Here is a 19,093-nt window from a genome sequence, read left to right as displayed (position 1 = left end):
CTTACTTCTTCCGGCGCGCCGTGTACAGCACGTTGACCGCGAAACCATCCGTGCCGGGCAGCGCGCGCGCCGCCGCGTCCGCGGCCCGGGCGAGCGGGATCCGGTTGAGCGACTCGGTGAGCATGGAGAACCCGCGCCGCTCGACGATCTCGAAGCCGTGCCGGTCAAGCAGCTGCTCCACCTCGGCGTGCGAGAGCTCGGCGAACCACCGTTCGCCGGAGTGCCGCCGGGCCCGCAGGTGCCGCAGGGAGCCCGCGTTGCCGTGGTTCTCCACCACCAGCACGCCGGCGTCCGGGGTCGGCAGCGCCTTCCCGGCGAAGGCGATGGCCCGCTCGCGGACCTGCTCGTCGACGTTCAGCAGCAGGCGGAACATCGTGACGATCACCGGATGCCCGGCCGGCACCGGGTTGGGCACCGGCCCGTCGGCCGGGATCTGGTGCCACTGCGCCTGCGAGCCGACCTCCTCGGCCTTCGCCATCATCTCGGCCGACGTGTCGTAGCCGTGCGCCTCGCGGACCAGGCCGTGCAGGGTCCGGATGGCCCGGCCCGTCCCGCAGGCGAAGTCGTGCTGGACGGGCAGCTTCGCGCCGAACTCCCGCTGCACGAGCTTGCGCAGGTACTCCTGCTGCCGCTCGTTGATCCGCGACGCGTAGCTGTCCGGCGCGTACGTGACGTGCTCGTACTTGGCGACGGCGTCGGCGTCCTGGAACACCTTGGTGTAGTCGGTGGTCAACCGGTCCTCCTTGACATGAGCTTGTGAGGCTTGAAGGCGTCGAGCGCGAGCGGTTCGCGCAGCAGCCAGGCGCCGGTGCCGAACGCGGCCACGGCGAGGCCGGTCGCGAGCGCCAGGCCGGTCGGCCCGGCCCCGGTCACGGCGGTCACGACCCTCGGGAGTACGCCGAAGCACCCGACCGTCAGCGCGCCGGCGGTCAGCGTGCCGCGGCCGAACGGGTGCAGCCGCGCGGCGCGGGCCACCTGGACGAGGGGCAGCAGGTTGTTGGCGACCAGGGCGCAGGCCAGCCCGATCGCGGCGCCCGTCGCGCCGTACCGGGGAATCAGCAGCACGTCGAGGCCGATCGTCACGACCAGCGCGACCAGGACGTTGTAGAGGTTCCACGACGTGCGCCCGGCCATCGCGAGAACCATGTCGACCATGCCGCAGCCGGTGGCGACGAGCATCGCGCAGGCGAGCACCACGACCACCGGCGTGCCGCTGCGGTAGTGGTTGCCGAACAGTCCGAGGTAGAGGGGCGCGAAGAGGATCACCAGCAGGTTGATCGGCCAGGTCACCAGCACCAGCCAGCCGGTCGCGGTCCGGTAGAGGTGGTTGGCGGTGTCCCGGTCGCCGACCGCGAGCGCCTCGGCGAGCCGCGGCTGCACCGACTGCGAGATGCCCTGGTTGGCGAACTGGATGAGCACCACGAACCGCCCGGCGACCGCGTACACGGCGGCCGCAGCCAGCCCGCCCAGCGCCGCGACGAGCAGCACGTCGACCCGCTGCAGCGCGAGTTGCGCGACGCTGGCCAGCGCCCGCGGGCCGGTGAAGCGCCAGAATTCGCGGCGCAGGTCCAGGCGCTCGCTGCGGCGCGAGCGGAACCGTTCCGGCTTGCCCGCCAGGTAGATCTTCCGCAGGGCGAGCGCCGCCAGGATCGAGACCGGCAGGTAGGGCACCGCCCACGCGAACGCGAACGCGGGCAGGGAGGCGCCGGTCCAGAGGGCGGCCACCCCGGCGGCGCCGACGCACAGCAACTGCAGCGTGCTGCGCAGGACGCGGTCGAGGGTGACGGTCGGGCGCATCGCCTTGTACCCGCGGGTCGCGGTCAGCAGGGCGTCGGTCAGCGCCTGCAGCGGCAGGAACAAGGCCAGCATCTTCACCCCCGCGACCACCTCCGGCGAGCCGCCGGCGGTCAGGCCGGCGATGGAGGAGGCTCCGAACCACATACCGGCGCCGAGCAGCGTCGCCAGCACCAGCACCGGGGTGAGGCCGGTACGCAGGCAGGCACCGAGCAGATGGTCGCGGCCGGTGGCCCGCAGCCGCGCCGGCCAGTAGACCAGCCCGGTCTGGGTACCGAGCTTGGCCAGGCCGCCGACCAGCACGAATGCCGCGGTGGCCGCGAAGAACGCGCCGGCGTGCTCGGCGCCGAGGGCGCGCGCGACGATCCAGGTGACCGCCACGCCGGTGCCGCCCGCCAGGGCCGATCCGACCATGTTGGCCAGCCCGCCGCGGGCGACCCCCTGAGCGCCGGTCTTCGCCGGAGCCTCCGCGACCGCCGTCATCCCTGGCGCCAGATCGGTACGCGGCCCAGCCACGTCATCAAGGCCTCATCATGCGTGGCGTAGTGGCTGCTCAGTTCGCGCCGGATGCCGGGGTCCATGTCGGACTGGCGGGGACGGGCGTTGTGCCGCTCGAACGGCGGGTGGCCGAGGTTGATCGGCAGCCCCAGGAACGCGCACACCTCGTCGTAGACCTGCTCCGGCTGGCTGAAGAACCGCTCGCTCTCCACCACGTGGATGCGTTCCCGCCCGACGTGCTGGGCCATCACACTCAGATACCGGGCGTACTCGCCGCGGGCGCGGTACGCCTGGTGCTGGTGGGCGAAGGAGTAGTACTTCGGGTCCGCCGCGAGCCGGTCCTCCTGGCGGTGCAGCCGGGCCGGCTCCAGCGCCAGCGCGTTGCCGAAGTCGCGTTCGTGCTCGAACCCGCGCGCCACCTCGTGGTGGTGCTGCGAGTAGGCCCGTTCCACCGGGTCGCGGACCAGCACCACCAGCTTCGTCCCGGGCAGGTCGGCGGCGATCCGCGCCGCCGCCTGCGGGTGGTACATGTAGTACGGGCTCGACTCGAACGTCTGCGCCGGCACCCCGTACTGCTCGTAGACCTTGTCTGCCTGCTTCTGCAGCGGGAAGTGCGCCTTGTACCAGCCCATGCCGCGCTTGTAGGACACGTCGAAGTAGTGCACGCCCTTGTGCAGCACGGCTTTCAGCACCGCCGGATGCGCGGCGAGCGCCCGGTAGAGCGACGTCGTGCCGCAGCGCTGCCCGCCGCAGATGAGGAATGAGGGCGTCATCCGGCTGGGCGCCGTCAGCCGCCCGTAGGACCGCGACCCGAGGTGCACGACCCGCTTGACCGGCGCCGGAACCTTGCGACCATTCATCACAGTTCCTCAACCCTTCGAATCAGTACGGGCAGCAGCCACGTCCCGAGCACTCCGAGGCGAGCACCGGCCTCGGCCTGGCGGTCGGTCAGGTAGCGGGCGGCCAGGTCGACCAGGTAGAGCAGGGCGGTCAGCTCCCGTGCCTCCGGGGCCACGCCGAACGGCTGGAGCAGCTCGCCGGCGCGGCGTACGGTCGCCTCGACGGCCCCGGCCGCGTCGTCGCTGGACTGGATCCGCCGCTGCAGCTCGTAGTGGATGGCGTCGAACCCGACGGGCACGCCCTTGGTGAACCGCTCCCAATCCCACACCAGCAGCGCGTCCGCGAGGTTCGCCATGTTCCACGGGGCCCAGTCGCCGTGCCACGCGCCGTACTCCATGGTGGTGCTGCCGGCATGCGTCGCGAGGAGCTCGGCGGCCGCAGCCAGCGCGACCCCCTCGGGCCGGTCCGCCACCGCGGCGAGCCGCCCCCGCAGCTCGGCCCAGTACGCGCTGCCGTCCAGCGTCCCCGAGGTGTAACCGCAGCAACCAGCGATGTCGATCATTGCGGCGGTGAGCCGGCGCGGGGTCAGCGGCGCCCGCGGCAGCCACACCGGCAGCGCCGACTGGATGAGAACCTGCAAGCCGCGCCACTGGCCGGCGTGCAGCACCGTCGGCACGGTGAGCTTGGTCAGCCCCACCTTGCTCAGCGCGGCCAGCGCGGCGGTCTCGGCCTTGACCAGGCGCTGGGTCAGCGGCCCGGTGCCGAGCTTGCCGAAGCCGAACGTCTCGCCGTCGGGGCTGATGAGTTGGAGCACCGGCTTGCGGTTGGCCCGTGCAGGTCCGATGTGGATACTCACTGCCAGTTCCCGGCCCAGCGCCTCGCGCAGGTGGCCGTCGATGCTCTCGGAGGCGGGGCCGGTGACCCGGATCCGGTCGCGCAGCAGCACGCTCGACGCGCCGGTCCGGACGGCGGCCACCACGGCGTCGCGTTTGAGCCGGGCCGAGCGTGACTGCGGCTCGGCGTAGCGGCGGACCGCGGCGACGGAGACCCGTCGGGAGGTGGTCGGGACCAGGAGCCGGGGCCGCCGCGCGTCCGGCACGACGAGGTACTCGGCGATCGGCTCGCCGCGCCGGTCGCCGGTCGAGCAGGGCTCCGGATAGAGCAGGGCGAGCACCTCCGCCAGGTACTGCGTCCGCAACGCCGAGTCGCCGGCGGTCAGCTCCGCCGGCGCGGTCTTAACGGGCATGTGCGTCCCCCTCGATGTGGTTGCGCCACAGCAGCGCGTAGGCCAGGAACATGAACGCCAGCGGGGTGGGGGTCGCGTTGTACCAGAGCATCGCGGAGAACGAGCTGACGATCGCGGCGCTGCCCGCGACGCCGATCGCGGTGCGGTCCCGGCGGAAACGCCACAGTCCGTAGCCGAAGAAGCCCAGGTAGGCGACCGTGCCGACGGTGCCGTGGGCGTACAGCAGCTGCCAGAGCTGGCCGTTGCCGCCGACGGTGAAGTTGCCGCAGCGCTCGCACTCGGAGCTCTCGCCGACCGCGATCGAGTTGCGGCCGCCGATGGTGTTGCGGGTGGAGCCGTACCCGATGATCGGCGATTCGACGAAGCCGTCCACCGCGCGCTGCACCAGGAACGAGCGCACGCCGTTGGACTTGCCGTTGTCCAGCCGGGCGTTGACCATGTCGCCCATCGGGGTGGCGAGCAGGGCGACCACCAGGCCGGCCGCGGCCAGCGCCACCGCGCCGATGATCCACAGGCGACCCATGAGGACGTACCGGACGGCGACGTAGAGGACGACGACGCCGATGCCGATCCAGAGGCCGCGGTTGAGGGAGACCACCGCGGGCACGATCGCGATCCCGAGGCAGAGCACGGCGAGCAGCTTGGCGCCGGCGCGGCGAGTCGCCCACGCGGCCACCACCAGCCAGCCCATCAGCAGGCAGAAGTTGTTGCCCCAGGTGTTGGTGTACCCCCACGGTGCCGCCGGACGGGGCTTCTCGCCGCCGACCAGGTCCATGATCTGCGCCGCGTACGGGTGCACCAGCGACTGCACGAACCCCTTGCCGCGCATACCGGTGGGCAGCAGCCACTCGACCGGCGAGGTGAACTCGAAGCGGCCCGCGACCATGCCCAGCAGGCCGCCGGCCACGGTGAGCACGAACAGCCAGCCGAGCAGCTTCACCAGGCGCCGCCGGGGCAGCTCCGCCTCGGTCAGGTTGCCGGTGTAGACGAGCAGGACGGTCAGGGACGCGTACATGCTGAGCCGGTAGACGACCGCGACCAGGCGGTCGGTCGCGTGCTCGACCACCGTCCCGGCCGGGTCGGCGCCCAGCGCCGCGATGCTGACGACCACCGCCGCCAGGAACAGCGCCCACCAGCCGAAGCCGGGCGGCAGCCGCAGCGGGCGCCCGGCGGCCCGCCGGCGCAGCAGCAGGACCAGCATCGGCACGGCCATGATCGGGAAGATCAGCACCCCGAGGCCGAGCGCCCACCACAGGGGATAGAGGGCGAGGATGCCGGCGGCCGGCCACGCCGGCAGCCAGGTGGGCCGTTCCGGTGCCGTGCTGTGTGCCGCCCGCTGCGTCGCGCCGGGGACGACCAGCGTCACTTCTTCTCGTCCGGCTTCTCGGTGGTTGCGACCGCCGCCGACGACGGCTTGGCGGCGGGGGTGAGGTCGATGATCGCGGTGACCTCCTCGGTGCCGTCGCCCTGCCGCGGCGGCCGGACCGGGCCACCCTGCGGCAGGCGCAGGGGCTGGGTCCTGTCCCCGTCGATGACTGCCGTCTCGTCCGGCCTCTGCGCGCTCAGCGCCACCACCGGCAGGTTCTCCGTGACCGTGGCGCGCGGCATGCCGGACAGCTGGGGCAGCACCACAGCGCCGAGCAACGGCGTGCCGACGCGGCTCAGCTGCTCGGCGGCGTCGAGCAGGGCCGGACGCTTGGCGCGACGAAGCTCCACCGCGAGGATCGCCGCATCCGCGAGGCTGGCGAGGCTCTGGGCGTCGGCGCTGCTGCTGGTCGACGGCGCCTCGATGACCACGTACCCGGTCTGCCGGCGCAGCGCTTCCAGGGTGTCGCGCAGCCGCTGCGACTGCATCAGCCCCGCCGCGGTGGCGGCGCCGCCGGTCGTGATGACCCGCAGCGACGGGATCCGCGGGGTGCGCTGCAGCGCCTTCGCCAGACCGATCCGACCGGCGAGCAGATCGGACAGTCCGGGCATCGTGTTGACCCCGAGCATCCGCGCCAGCGGCGCGGCATCGACGACGCTGTCCGGCAGGTGCGCCCCGATCAGGACGACGTCGCTTCCGGTACGGGCGAGCGCGGCGGCCAGGTTCGCGGCGACGAGCGTGGTGGCCGAGCCGCGGCTGGCGCCCGTGACGACGATGATCTGGTCTCCGGCGCTGAGGCTGGCCAGCACCTCGTTGCGGAGCCGGTTGAAGACCCGCCCGCCCGGCCCGTACGGCTGGAGCACGTCGTCGAAGTGCGGGGTGGTCCGCTCGTCCAGGGCGGCGAGGACCGGGATGCGCCCGCGGTCGCGCACGTCGGCCGCGGTCCGCAGGCGACGGTCGAACCGCTCCCGGACGAACGCCAGGCCGAGCCCGGCGAGCAGGCCGACCATCGTGCCGCCGGCGATGTTGAGGATCGAGTTCGGGCTGGTGGGCTCCTCCGGCAGCCGGGCGTCGCTGATGATGCTGCCGGCCCCGACGGTCGCGGTGGTCAGCACGTTGAGCCGGCCGGTCAGGTTGTTCAGCTGGTTCTGCGAGTTGTTCCGCAGGCTCTCCAGGTTGCTGCGCTCGGAGCTGCCGCTCTCCGCCTTGGCCAGCCGGTTGTTGATGCCGGTCAGGGTGGTGGTGAGCTGCCTGACCTTGAGGTTCAGGGTCTTGATCTGCTGGTCCAGGCCGGACCGGGCGGTCTCCTCGCGGTTGCGCAGGTACGCCTCGGCGAAGGCGTGCGAGCCGGCCTGGGCGTCCTTCGGGTTGTCCGCCTCGAAGCGGATCACCAGCACGGTGGTGTTGGCCGGCACCTCGACGGAGACGCTCTTGGCGAGCTCGATCGGCGAGACGGGGGAGCGCAGCAGCGCCGTCGCCTTCGCCGCGACCGCGCCGGAGCCGACGAGCTGGGCCTCGGTGTCGAGGTTGATCGTGCCCTTGGTCCGGCCGCCGGAGGCGTTGGTGTCCCCGTCGACGCCCTGGACCAGCACCGACGTGGAGGATTCGTAGACCTTCGGCAGCGCCTGGGTCACGGCGGCCCCGACGGCCAGGCCGGCGCCGGTGGCGGCCAGCACGAGCCACCAGTGCCGGCGGAACACGCCCAGGTAGTGCGAGAGGTCGGCGGAGACCGGGCGAGTCGCTTCCATCGGTACGGCGGCCCTTTCGCAGGCGGAGTAGGAGTTGTCGGCATTCGGGCGTTTCGCCCCTGAGGGGTAAACGGCCCGTGCGCCGATGCGTAACTACTCCGCGGCGACCGGTTACTTCATCTCCGGCTCCACCCAGCCGTTCTCCACGAGGTACGCGAGCACGAGATCGACGGCCTCGGGCACGCTCATGTCGGTGGTGTCGACCACCAGCTCGGCATCCGTCGGCGTCTCGTACGGGTCGTCCACGCCGGTCATGCCGCGCAGCTGGCCGGCGCGGGCGCGGGCGTACAGGCCCTTGCGGTCGCGCTGCTCGCACACCTCCAGCGGGGTGGCGACGTGTACGAGGATGAACCCGGCCCCGGCCTCGGTGGCCATCTGGCGCACGGCGGCGCGGGCATTCGCGTACGGGGCGATCGGACAGGCGACCGCCATGCCGCGGTGGCGCGCGACCTCGGCCGCCACCCAGCCGATCCGCCGCACGTTGCGGTCCCGGTCCGCGCGGCTGAAACCCAGCCCGGCCGAGAGCTCCCGCCGGACCACGTCGCCGTCGAGGAAGGTGATGGTCCGCTCGCCGCTCTCGCGCAGCGTGTCGGCCAGGCCCCGGGCGATCGTGGACTTGCCGGACCCGGAGAAGCCGGTGAAGAAGACGACCAGGCCGCGGTGCCGGCGCGGCGGGCGGACCCGGGTGAGCTCCTTCGCCACGGCCGGCGGAGTGTGCCACTCGGGCAGCGGGAAGCCCCGGTCCAGCAGGTCGTTCACCTCGGCGGCGGACATCGCCAGGCGGCGGTTGCGCGGCGGGATGTCGTCGCGCCAGCGCCACTGGCCGTCGCGGTTGTCGTATGCGAGCTCCCGCGGCACCAGCACGCGCAGGCCGCCACCGGAGAGCATGTCGCCGGTGGACAGCACGTGGGTGACGCCGTACGCGGTGGCGACCTTGGCCCGCAGCAGCGCGTCGCGCATCTCGTCGCCGCGCGTCATCAGCGGGACCGCGACGATGGTCGCCGGCGGCATCCGGTCGCGGGCCGCGAAGATCGCCCGGACCAGCGCCTCCGGCGGCAGGCCGTCGGGTCCGGGGCCGGTGACCGGGATGAAGATCAGCAGGTGGGCCGCGAGGGTACGGGCGGCGTGCGCGATCTGGGCCAGCTGCGGGCGGTGCAGCGGGCGGTCGGCGATGACCCCCAGCACGCGGCCCGGCGGCAGCAGCGCCTTGACCTCCTCGGGGGTCCGGCGCAGCCGCTGGAACGGGCCGTGCCCGCCGTCGCCCATCCGGCGTACCGTGCCGCCGATCGCGGCGCGGCCCTCGGTCGTCGGCCAGGCGTCGGTGATCTCGATGGCGGCCACCGGCGCGCCCTCGGGGTCGGTGAGCACCACGGTGCGCCGCAGCGGGTCGTCGAGGTCGAGGCCGGCGGCGAGCTCGGCGGGGATCTCGCACGTCACGGCGACCGGCCACGGCGTGTCGTCGGCGAGCCGGCCCCGGCGGCGCACGGACTGCAGGTCGGCGCGCCCGAGGAAGCCGGTCAGCGGCGCGTACGCCCCGACGAGCAGCAACTCGAGGTCGGCCAGTTCGTGCGCGCGCGGCGTGTACGACGGCGCGTCACGCAACACGTCCTCGGGCAGCACAGAACCGTCGTTCACCTAAGACTCCCCCTGCAGTGACTTGAGGGACAGTTTCGCAGCCGGATCCCTCCGGGTCGAGCGGGGCTCCGTTCTCGGCGGTGCCATCCGGGGCTGTCCGACCGCGCCGCCAGGATCGGCTTCGTCGGGTAGTCGACAAAACGGACTTTAGGTCCGATACTGGGCGATCGTGAGACGTCGAACGCGCCGCAACCTGTTTCTGCACCTCGCCGCCATCACGGCCGTCTTCAGCATCTCGGCCGTCGCCACGCTCTCGTGGGCCTGGACGGGTGGCGTCGACCAGCTCAGCCTGCCCTACGGCCCCGAGCCCGTGCTGATGCCCGGCCCCGCCGCGACGGGGGCGCCCGGTACCTCGCGAGGGGCGCCGGGACCCGCCGAACCCGGAGTGCCGATGTACCCGGCGTCGCCGTCCGGGTCCGGCTCGGCGCGCCCGTCCGCCTCGGCGTCGAGCGCCGCGGATCCCGCCCGGACGGCACCCCGGGCTCCGGTGCCGGCCGGCTCCTGCCGTACCGGAAAGAAGCTCGTCCCGACCTGCGGGGTTTTGTGGGGCGTGGCGCCCGGGGCCTTCACGGACGCCCGGGGCAGGCAGGCGCTCGCGGCCTTCGAGGAGAAGACCGAGCGGCACCAGGACATCTACCACGCCTACCACCGCGGCAACGGCCAGCTCTTCCCCACCAAGGACGAGATCGCCATCGCCCGCGAGCCCGGCCGGGAACGCCTGCTGTTCCTCAACTGGAAGCCGCGGGGCGCGTCCTGGGCCAAGATCGCCAAGGGCGACCCGGCGACGGACAAGTTCCTCGACAAGCTCGCCGCGCACATCAAGAAGGACTTCCCCGAACAGTTCTTCTTCACGGTTCACCACGAGGCCGAGGACAACATCCGGGAGAAGTCCGGCTCCGGCTACACGGCGAAGGACTACGCCGCCATGTACCGCCACGTCGTGACCAGGCTGCGCGCGCACGGCGCCGACAACATCGTCTCGGTGCTCGTGCACATGGCCTACGTGCCGCACACCAGCAAGAAATGGTTCGCCGACATGTACCCGGGCGACGACGTGGTCGACTGGATCGGCTTCGACACGTACGCGTACAGCGACCCGGGCTACGGCCACGGCGACTTCGCCGAACTGCTGAACCGGCAGTCGTCGGCCCGGCCCACCTGGCCCGGCTTCTACAACTGGGCGACCACCGAGCACCCGGGCAAGCCGCTCATGGTCGCGGAGTGGGGCGTGTGGTCGTCGAAGAAGAACCCCGGCCACAAGGCCGAGTTCTACCAGGAGGTCGGCAAGCAGATCCCGCGCTTCCCGGGCATCCGGGCGATGGTGCATTTCGACACGCCGCACAACCAGGAGGGTCGCGCGTCGTCGGTCGATGCGACGCCGCAGTCGCTGGCCGCGTACCGCCGGCTGGGCCGGCTGCCGATCTTCCAGGTGGAGGTCACCCCCGCGCTGCCGTAAAAAATCTTCGAATTCTTCCGGCACCCACTTCACGTTCCCGGGCTGCATCCCCCACTACTGAGGAGGAGCGCTGGGGAAGGGGCCGGGGATGAACCCTGTAGCTGACGTCGGACGGTGCGGACCGGCGGATCCGCACCGGACGGAAGGGCCGCCGGGACGGGAGTCCGCCGGAAATGGCTGACGACGAAGCGGCCTCGCCGCCCGACGGCATGGACGGCCATGCACGGACCCGGGTCGCGGACGACGCGTCCACCCCGGCGGCACCTTCCGCCGACTGGCAGCAGGCCGCGGTCTTCGCCGCCTTCTACCGCGCGACGATGCCCGAGCTCGTGACGTTCCTGCTCGTCCAGGGTGTACCGCTCAAGGACGCGGCGGACCTGGCGCAGGATGCCATGATCCTCGCCTTCCGCCAGTGGAGCACCATTCACCATCCGCGGGCCTGGATCCGCCGGGTGGCTTCCCGCTTGTGGGCGCGGCGACTCGCCGAGGTGGGCCCGGAACAGGTCATGGCCGAGCTCCCCGAGAAGCCTTCGGTGCTGACTATTACCGACGTCGCCGAGTGGGAGGAGCGGCACCGCGTCCTGCAGATCCTCGATAAGCTCAAGCACCGGCCGCGGCAGCGCCAGGTGCTCGCCTGGTCCCTCGACGGTTTCACCCCGAAGGAGATCGCCGATCACCTGCAGATGACGCCGGAGGCCGTACGCAGCAGCCTTTCGCTCGCGCGGCGCGCGATCGCCGAACTCCTGGATGAGGAGGGCGGGCGATGACCGACGCGTACGGGCAGCTGCCCGACCTGGAGGCGGCGGGGCAGAAATGGCTGACCGATCAGTGGCTGCTGCTGCAGGACGAGGTGGGCGCCGCGCTCTCCCTGGAGACGGGCTGGAAGCAGGCGGTCCTGCCGGGCGCCGCCCGGGAGGCGCTGGCCGACGATGTCGCCGGCGTTCTCGATCTCGACGGCGGGCTCGCGCGGGTACTGCGGTCCGCCGACGCCTCCTACGACGACTCGCATCCCGGCCGGCCACCGTCGACATCCGGCGTCCGGGGGCTGCTGGACGTTCTCGCGATGGTGCCGGCTTCCCTGCGGCTGGCGATGCGCTCGCTGGCGCTGGAGTGCGGGATCGGCATCGGCTTCGTGCAGGCGCCCAGCGTGGCCGCGGACATCGCCGCCCGGTCGACCCGGGGAAGCCGCGTGGCACTCGAGTTGGCCGACGGCTTCCGGGACCGTGCCACAGACGCCGGACCCGTCGGCGGAGACCGCGCCCGGCGCGTCGTCCGCTTCCGCTACCTCGCGTATCAGCTCGCCCGTGACCTGGCGCAGGCCGGACGGCTGGCCGAGGCGCTGGTCGGGGATCTGTCGCTGCCGAGTTCGCAGGCGATGGCCAACGGGCTTCGCCGCCAGGTGGCCGCCGCCCGCGGGATGACGGACGAGCTCAAGCGGCTGCGCTCCGACTTCGGGGCGGAGGTGGGGGCGGAGCTGGAACTCGCCCGCGCGCTGGTCCGCGAGATCGGACTGCTCCACGACGAGTCGCTGGATCTCGTGGGCAACGTGGCGGACGCCGTACGGTCGGGGCACCGCCTGATCCACCAGGTCGCCCGGCGGCTGGGGTTCGTCGCACCGGGCGAGGCGGACGAGGCGACGCCGGCGGAGATCCGCAGCCTGCTGCACGCCATGAACGACCTGGTGGGAGCCGACCTGCGGGAGCTCGACCTGTCCCGCGTCGACCTGCGCTGGGTGCGCTGGTCGGAGGCCACGAAGTGGCCCGAGCCGTGGGCCGGGCGGGTACGGGAGATGTCGATCCTGATCAGTGCCGAAGAAGGCGTCTGGGAGGTCCGCGACGGCCGCCGCAGGCCCGCGGACGACAAGATCCCCACGCACCGCTGACCGTTGCACCGCCGACAGGAAACAGGCCGGGGAGAGCCGACGATGACCAAGATTCGATGTGCACACTGCCGGTCCGAGGCGGTGCGAGCGCGACTCCTGCTCGCCTGGGGAAGCGCGCTGGGCGGGGCGGCGAGCCTGCTCGCTGCCGGGGCGGCGCTCGTGGAGGTGTTCCGCGGCTGACCGGGAGGTGCCCGGGATCTCGCTGCCCGGGCACCCGTGCGTCAGCTGGTCTCGCCGGCCATCGAGAAGGACCGCAGCCGGTCCACCGAGAACACCGCGCAGCCCACCACGAAGATCGCCGCCATCACCGCCGCGACCGGCAGGGAGACCTTCGACTCCAGCAGGCCCGTCGGGGTGATCTTGTCGGCGATCGTGATGACGTACTGCTCGATCGACAGCACCCGGGTGCCGCTGACGAAGCGGCCCATCAGTCCTTCCCACACCAGGATGTAGACCAGGCCCAGCAGTACCGGGCGCCGGGTCAGCAGGCTGAGCAGCAGGAACAACGCCGAGTACGCGAACGCGCCCACCACCGCGGCCACCGCGAGGGCGCCGCCGAGCCGGACCGAGTCGGCCAGCCAGCCCGCCACGAACAGCGGGATCGCGGCCGTCAGGGCGCTCACGCCGACCGCCACGCCGAGCTTCGCCGCGATGATGTCACGGCGGGGGAGCGGCTTGGTCAGGATGTGCACGATCGTGCCGTCGTCCACCTCGGAGCCGAGCACGCCGGTGCCGACGATCAGCGACACCACCGGCAGCAGCACCGCCAGACCGAGGCCCACGAGCACTGGCGTGCCCCAGTCGGAGGGCCTGACGTCGTACGCCCGGCACAGCGCGGCCAGGCCGACCAGCAGCAGTGGCAGGGGCAGCAGGAGCAATACCCGCCGGCGGCCGAAGAGGCCCCGGGCGGTGATCCACGCGACCGTCGACATGTCAGGCCTCCAGCAGGTAGGAGAAGACGCTCTCCAGGGATTCGTCGGACGGGATCAGTTTGCGCAGCCGGATGCCCGACTCGAGGGCGATGCGCGGCAGGGCGCGGGTGAAGCTGCCGTAGTCGCCGGCCCGGACCGTCATGCCGGTGGATTCGATCTCCACGCCGGTGACGGACTTCTCGGCGATCAGGGCCACGGCCAGGCGGCGGTCGTCCGACGACTGCACCGCGAAGACGTGCGGGCGGTTCGTCATCAGCCGGCGGATCTTGCGGTAGTCGCCCGAGGCCGCGAGCCGGCCGGCCACGATCACCTGGACGGTGCCGGAGACCTGCTCGACCTCCTCGAGGATGTGCGAGCTGAACAGGATGGTGTGGCCGCGGTCGCCGAGCTCGTGCAGCAGCGCCATCATGTGCATGCGCTGGCGGGGGTCCATGCCGTTGAACGGCTCGTCCAGGAGCAGCACCTGTGGGTTGTGCACCAGCGCCGCCGCCACCCGGGTGCGCTGGCGCATGCCCTTGGAGTACGTCTCGATGCGGCGGTCGGCGGCCGGCGCCATCTCGACCATGTTCAGCGCCCACTCGGTGGCCGCCTTCGGGTCGGACAGCTTCTGCATCTTCGCCGACGCCATGACGAACTCGCGGGCGGTGAGGAAGCCGTGCACAGCCTCGCGCTCCGCGACCAGGCCGAGTTGCCGGTAGACGGCCGGATTGCGCCAGGTCGGCGTGCCGTCCAGGGTCACGGTGCCCTTCGACGGCGAGAGGAAGCCCGCCATCATGTGCAGGACGGTGGTCTTGCCCGCGCCGTTCGGGCCGAGGAGGCCGGTCACGCCCGGCTCGAGGGTCATGCTGATGTCGTTGACGGCCACGACGTTGCCGTACCAGCGTGACACGTTCTGCAGGTCCACTGTGGTCACAGCGCGGCCACCCTCCGGTAGCGGGCGAGTAGGAGCAGGAGGCAGGTCGCGATCAGCGTGGCAGCCTCGATGGCGTACACCGGGCCGAAGTTGCCGATCATGATATCGGGGTTGGCGGACGGCACCAGCCACTCGCCGACGCCGCTGACCAGCGACATCGGGCTGGCCAGGCCGGCCATCTCCTGCACGTCGGTGGACGGCAGGATGGACAGCACGCCGACCACCGGCGTGGTCATCAGGAAGACAGCGACGATGCCGCCGGCGGCGAACGCCCGCTTGCCGGTCAGCGAGGCGACCAGCAGGCCGATGCCGGTGAACACCAGCGCCCACAGCAGGCTGTAACCCCAGCCCGGCAGCAGGTCGCCGAGCTCGTGCCAGACGTCCGACATGCCCTTCTTGGTGGTGAAGGCCGCACCCAGGAACATGATGAATTGAGGTACGGCCAGCAGCGCCCAGACCGCCGTCACCATGGCGGCGACCTTCGCGCCGATGTAGTCCGCGGACCGCAGGGGCCGGCTGAAGTAGAGCGGCAGCACGCCGGCGCGCAGATCTCGGGACACCAGCTCGGGCGCGACGATCGCCACGAAGAAGATGATCAGCCAGCTCATCGCGTCGGCGAACTGGATGTAGTTGAGCGGCACCAGGCCGGTCTGGGACCGGACGGCGGCCAGGATCACGGCGACCAGGGTGACGATGCCGACCACCAGCCACGGGAAGATCTTGGCCTTGGCCGACCGGCCGAGCCCGTACGCGGTCCGCAGCCCGTGCACGTAGATCGCACCGAACACCGCGCTGCGGCCCAGCCGCGGGCCGGTGTAGCGCTGGTAGCCGATGTCATGGATGACGCTGGACTCAGACATCCGCGGTCTCCCTGGGGGCGAAGAGCTCGGCCACCCGGTGGCGTCGCTGGTCGAGGCGGTGCAACGGCAGGTCGAGGTCGGCCACCGCGCGCAGGATGCGGTCGTACGTGTCCTCGTGGTCCAGCGGTACGAGCAGCAGCCGCCCGTCCACCTGAGGGCTGAGGCCGAGGCCGGTGAGCGCGGCCGCGAGTTCCTCCGTACCCTCGGAGACCTCGACCGCGAGCACGTCTCTGGCCTCGGTCATGGCCGAGATGCGGTCGGCGCGCAGCAGCCGCCCGCCCTCGATCGCGATGAGCGAGTCGCAGATCCGCTCGACCTCGCCGAGCAGATGCGAGCACACGACGACCGAGATGCCGAACTCGGTGCCGATGCGGTGCACCAGGGCCAGCATGGCGTCGCGGCCGGCCGGGTCGAGCCCGTTGGTCGGCTCGTCGAGCAGCAGCAGGTCCGGGTCGTGCACCAGCGCCTGGGCCAGCTTGACCCGCTGCTTCATGCCGGTCGAGTAGCCGCCGATCTGCCGGTAGCGCTCCTCGTAGAGCCCGACGTGTCGCAGCGCCTCGGACGCCCGCTCCCGGGCGGCGGTGCGCGGCAGGCCGCTGATCCGGCCCAGGTGGGTGACGAACTCGGCCGCGGAGACGTCCGGCGGCAGCGCTTCGTGCTCGGGCATGTAGCCGACCTTCGACCGGACCCGGTCCGGATCGGCCGTCGGATCGATGCCGAAGACCCGCACCTGCCCGCCCGAGGGCGGGATCAGGCCCAGCAGGATCTTGATGAGGGTCGACTTGCCGGCGCCGTTGGCGCCGACCAGTCCGATGATCCCGGGTTCGACGGAGACGCTCAGCTCGTGCAGGGCGGTCACCCGCCCGCCGTATGTCTTGGTCAACCCTTGGGTTTCGATGAGGCTCACGGGTGTCAGCCTAGGAACAGCAGACACCTGTGCGGATCAGGTAATGCCCCGGACTCACCCCTGAGTCGCCCCTATACCCAAGGGTGAACGAGCAAGGGCCGGGCATCACGGAGTGTGCCCGGCCCCTGTCGAACGATGATGCTCAGCCGGTGTTGCGCATGCCGGCGGCGATGCCGTTCACCGTGGTCAGCAGCGCCCGCTCCAGTGCGGTCGAGTCCGACGGAGCCCGGCGGGCGCCCGGCGCGGTGGCCATCTGCCGGTCGACGTCGCCGAGGTCGCGGTACTGGCGCAGCAGCGCCACCTGGAGGTGGTGCAGCGGCTCGAGGTAGGTGTCGCGGACCCCGAGCGTACGGGTCAGCTCCGGCTGGGCGGACAGGAGCTTCTCGTTGCCGGTGATCGCGAGGATCTCCTGCACCGTCTTCTCGTACTCCTGCTCGATGGTGCCGAAGATCGGGTGGAGCTCGGCCGGCACCAGCGTATCGACGTAGCGCCGGGCGATGGTCAGGTCGGTCTTGGTCAGCATCATCTCCACGTTCGAGATGAAGGTGCCGAAGAACTGCCACTCGGCGAACATCTCCCGCAGCACGTCGCCCTGGCCGGCCTCGCGGACCGCGGCCAGGCCGGTGCCGACGCCGAACCAGCCCGGCACGATCTGGCGGGTCTGGGTCCAGCCGAAGACCCACGGGATGGCCCGCAGGCCGCCCAGGCCCGCGTCCGCGTTGGGCCGTTTCGCCGGGCGCGACCCGATGTTGAGCGCGCCGAGCAGCTCGGTCGGGGTCGCCGCCCAGAAGTACGCCGGCAGGTCCGGGTTCTCGACCAGTTCGCGGTAGCGGCGGAAGGCCGCGCCCGAGGCGGTGTCCATGGCCGCGTCCCAGCGGGCCAGCGACGACAGGTCGACCGAGGGCTCCTTGTGCAGCAGGGTCGCCTGCAGCACCGCGGCCACAGTCAGCTCCAGGTTCTCCCGGGCCAGGGCCGGCAGCGTGTACTTGTCCGAGATGACCTCGCCCTGCTCGGTCACCTTGATGGCGCCGTCGAGGGTGCCGTACGGCTGTGCCAGGATCGCCTCGTGGGTGGGACCGCCACCCCGGCCGACCGTGCCACCACGGCCGTGGAACAGGCGCAGCCGTACGCCGTGGCGCGCGGCCACGTCGCGCAACGCGCGCTGGGCCTTGTGGATCGACCACTGGCTGGTGGTGATGCCGCCTTCCTTGTTGCTGTCCGAGTAGCCGAGCATGACCTCCTGGAGGTCGCCGCGGGCCCTGACGATCTCGCGGTACGCCGGCAGGGACAGCATCTCGTCCAGCAGCTCGCCGCCGGCGTCCAGCTCGGCCGGGGTCTCCAGCAGCGGCACGATGCCGATCCGCGCGCGCCCGTTGTGGATCTCGATCAGGCCCGCCTCGCGCGCCAGTACGGCGGCGGCGAGCACGTCGTCGACGCCGAGGGTCATCGAGATGATGTACGACTCGATCACGTCCGCGCCGAAGCGGTCCTGGGATTCGCGGATGGCGTTGAAGACGTCGAAGGTCTTGCGGGCCGCATCGGTGAGCGGGGTGTCCGCCGACGACAGCGGCCGGCGCCCGCCGAGCTCGGTGGCGAGCAGCTTGGTGCGCTCCTCCCGGCTCAGCGTCAGGTATTCGCCCACCTCGCCGACCTGCGTGTACATCTGGGCCAGCACCTCGTGGTGCTTCTCCGCGTGCTCGCGGACGTCGAGGGTGGCCAGTTGCAGGCCGAACGCCGAGACGGTCCGGATGGCCGACGCGACCGTGCCGACCGCGGTGAGCTGGCCGGAGTTGCGCGCCAGCGAGGCCCGGATCAGCTCCAGGTCGGCGATGAGCTCGTCGCTGCCGAGGTAGTCGCGGCCCGCTACGTGCGCGGTGCCCTGCCGCAGCCGCAGGCGGGTGTTGGCCAGCTTCGCCTTCACGCAGCGGACCTTGAGACGGTACGGCTCCTCGGCGTTCACCCGCCGGAACCGCGGCGCCACCTCCGGGAGGGCGTCCAGGTCCGCCGCCAGGCTCGCCGACAGGTCGAGGGAGACGCCGCGCAGCCGCCGGGACACCGACAGCTCGTCGATGAGCGCGTCCATCGCCGCCTCGGTGGCCTGGATGCCGTGCTCGTGCTGGATGATCAGCACGTCCTTGGTGACGGCCGGGGTGACGAACGGGTTGCCGTCGCGGTCGCCGCCGATCCAGGAGCCGAAGGTCAGCGGCCGGGCGGTCGGGGCGGTCTCGACGCCGAGCTGGCGCAGCGTCTCGGCGAGGTCGTCCAGCACCTGCGGCGCGGCCTCCGCGTACAGGTCCTTGAGGTAGTAGACGGCGTTGCGGGCCTCGTCGGTCGGGTCCGGCCGGTCGAGGCGCAGCTCGTCGGTCTGCCAGAGCAGGTCGATGAGCTCGGCGAAGCGCCGGGTCGAGGCGGTGGTGTCCGAGGCGCCGTAGAGGACCGCGGCGCTGGCCTCGGCGTCCAGCGAGTCGGCGAGCTGGCGCAGCTTCGACAGGATCGAGCGGCGCGCGGCCTCGGTGGGGTGGGCGGTGAAGACCGGGCGTACGGCCAGCCGGCGGGCGGCGGCGGCGATCTCGTCGGCCGGCACGCCGCGCTCGGCGATCCGCTTGGCGGCCTGGTCCAGCCAGCCGCCGTCGCGGGCGCGGCGGCGCTGCAGGTCCCGGGCGCGGTGCACCTGCTCGGTGATGTTCGCGAGGTGGAAATACGTGGAGAACGCCCGGGCCAGCTTGGTGCCGGTCGTGACGTCCATGGCGGCGAGCCGCCCGGCGGCGGCCGTGGCGTCCGCGCGGACCAGCGCGCGAACCTCCTCGACCAGGTCGAGCAGGGGCTTGCCCTCCTGCCGGGCGAGGGTCTGGCCGAGCAGCGTCCCGATGCGGCGGATGTCGGCGCGCAGGGCGGCGTCGGGGCCGTCGGGGTCGAGCTGGCCGTGCTGGTCTGTCACCGGGGCGCTCCTTTGCATGGGGTGCGGAGGACAGCGCTGTCCCGACTACGCGATCGTATCGGGGCCGTGCCCCGGCTG

General features: G+C 72.1%; 16 protein-coding genes. 4 read left to right on the top strand and 12 right to left on the bottom strand.

What is annotated here, in order from left to right; all coding sequences use genetic code 11:
* Window position 1: 1 nt before the first annotated feature.
* The 7 genes from AB0368_RS10935 to cysC form a co-directional block, all read right to left on the bottom strand.
* Complete coding sequence (locus AB0368_RS10935; RefSeq protein ID WP_366153620.1) at window positions 2–733, bottom strand: methyltransferase domain-containing protein; 732 nt, start codon at window positions 731–733, stop codon at window positions 2–4.
* The gene (locus AB0368_RS10930) at window positions 730–2,277 is read right to left on the bottom strand and encodes a polysaccharide biosynthesis C-terminal domain-containing protein (RefSeq protein ID WP_366153619.1); all 1,548 of its coding nucleotides are present in this window, start codon (window positions 2,275–2,277) and stop codon (window positions 730–732) included. Before AB0368_RS10930 ends, AB0368_RS10935 begins: the two co-directional genes overlap by 4 nt.
* The gene (locus AB0368_RS10925; RefSeq protein WP_366153618.1) at window positions 2,274–3,152 is read right to left on the bottom strand and encodes a sulfotransferase; all 879 of its coding nucleotides are present in this window, start codon (window positions 3,150–3,152) and stop codon (window positions 2,274–2,276) included. The genes AB0368_RS10930 and AB0368_RS10925 overlap by 4 nt, the downstream gene beginning before the upstream one ends.
* Window positions 3,152–4,378, bottom strand: coding sequence for a hypothetical protein (locus tag AB0368_RS10920; protein ID WP_366153617.1), 1,227 nt, complete (start codon window positions 4,376–4,378; stop codon window positions 3,152–3,154). The genes AB0368_RS10925 and AB0368_RS10920 overlap by 1 nt, the downstream gene beginning before the upstream one ends.
* The gene (locus AB0368_RS10915) at window positions 4,368–5,744 is read right to left on the bottom strand and encodes a hypothetical protein (protein ID WP_366153616.1); all 1,377 of its coding nucleotides are present in this window, start codon (window positions 5,742–5,744) and stop codon (window positions 4,368–4,370) included. The genes AB0368_RS10920 and AB0368_RS10915 overlap by 11 nt, the downstream gene beginning before the upstream one ends.
* On the bottom strand, window positions 5,741–7,492 hold the full coding sequence (locus tag AB0368_RS10910) for a Wzz/FepE/Etk N-terminal domain-containing protein (RefSeq protein WP_366153615.1): 1,752 nt from the start codon (window positions 7,490–7,492) through the stop codon (window positions 5,741–5,743). The genes AB0368_RS10915 and AB0368_RS10910 overlap by 4 nt, the downstream gene beginning before the upstream one ends.
* Window positions 7,493–7,603: 111 nt before the next feature.
* Window positions 7,604–9,127 carry an adenylyl-sulfate kinase gene (gene cysC, locus AB0368_RS10905; protein WP_366153614.1) on the bottom strand — a complete coding sequence of 508 codons (1,524 nt, stop codon included), beginning with the start codon at window positions 9,125–9,127 and terminating at the stop codon, window positions 7,604–7,606.
* 169 nt (window positions 9,128–9,296) lie between these two features.
* Here cysC and AB0368_RS10900 point away from each other — a divergent pair, with 169 nt between their 5' ends.
* From AB0368_RS10900 to AB0368_RS10885, 4 genes are all read left to right on the top strand, one after another.
* The gene (locus AB0368_RS10900; protein ID WP_366153613.1) at window positions 9,297–10,583 is read left to right on the top strand and encodes a glycosyl hydrolase; all 1,287 of its coding nucleotides are present in this window, start codon (window positions 9,297–9,299) and stop codon (window positions 10,581–10,583) included.
* A 173-nt stretch (window positions 10,584–10,756) separates the two neighbouring features.
* Window positions 10,757–11,350 carry a sigma-70 family RNA polymerase sigma factor gene (locus AB0368_RS10895; RefSeq protein ID WP_366153612.1) on the top strand — a complete coding sequence of 198 codons (594 nt, stop codon included), beginning with the start codon at window positions 10,757–10,759 and terminating at the stop codon, window positions 11,348–11,350.
* The gene (locus tag AB0368_RS10890) at window positions 11,347–12,465 is read left to right on the top strand and encodes a hypothetical protein (protein WP_366153611.1); all 1,119 of its coding nucleotides are present in this window, start codon (window positions 11,347–11,349) and stop codon (window positions 12,463–12,465) included. The genes AB0368_RS10895 and AB0368_RS10890 overlap by 4 nt, the downstream gene beginning before the upstream one ends.
* Window positions 12,466–12,507: 42 nt before the next feature.
* Window positions 12,508–12,645, top strand: coding sequence for a hypothetical protein (locus AB0368_RS10885; RefSeq protein ID WP_366153610.1), 138 nt, complete (start codon window positions 12,508–12,510; stop codon window positions 12,643–12,645).
* Between the two features lie 41 nt (window positions 12,646–12,686).
* On the opposite strand, the gene AB0368_RS10880 is transcribed toward AB0368_RS10885, so the two are convergent.
* The 5 genes from AB0368_RS10880 to ppc form a co-directional block, all read right to left on the bottom strand.
* Window positions 12,687–13,397, bottom strand: coding sequence for an ABC transporter permease subunit (locus AB0368_RS10880; protein ID WP_366153609.1), 711 nt, complete (start codon window positions 13,395–13,397; stop codon window positions 12,687–12,689).
* A gap of 1 nt (window position 13,398) precedes the next feature.
* On the bottom strand, window positions 13,399–14,310 hold the full coding sequence (locus AB0368_RS10875) for an ABC transporter ATP-binding protein (protein WP_366153608.1): 912 nt from the start codon (window positions 14,308–14,310) through the stop codon (window positions 13,399–13,401).
* The gene (locus AB0368_RS10870; RefSeq protein WP_366153607.1) at window positions 14,307–15,170 is read right to left on the bottom strand and encodes an ABC transporter permease; all 864 of its coding nucleotides are present in this window, start codon (window positions 15,168–15,170) and stop codon (window positions 14,307–14,309) included. Before AB0368_RS10870 ends, AB0368_RS10875 begins: the two co-directional genes overlap by 4 nt.
* Complete coding sequence (locus tag AB0368_RS10865; RefSeq protein WP_366153606.1) at window positions 15,163–16,077, bottom strand: ABC transporter ATP-binding protein; 915 nt, start codon at window positions 16,075–16,077, stop codon at window positions 15,163–15,165. The genes AB0368_RS10870 and AB0368_RS10865 overlap by 8 nt, the downstream gene beginning before the upstream one ends.
* Window positions 16,078–16,219: 142 nt before the next feature.
* A complete protein-coding gene (gene ppc, locus AB0368_RS10860; protein ID WP_366153605.1) occupies window positions 16,220–19,015 on the bottom strand; it encodes a phosphoenolpyruvate carboxylase in 2,796 nt (931 codons plus the stop codon).
* Window positions 19,016–19,093: the final 78 nt, after the last annotated feature.

This window comes from Actinoplanes sp. NPDC051475, assembly GCF_040689425.1.
Classification (GTDB): domain Bacteria; phylum Actinomycetota; class Actinomycetes; order Mycobacteriales; family Micromonosporaceae; genus Actinoplanes.
The sequence above is the reverse complement of the archived record's forward strand: the minus strand, read 5'-3'. Positions and strand labels throughout refer to the sequence as shown.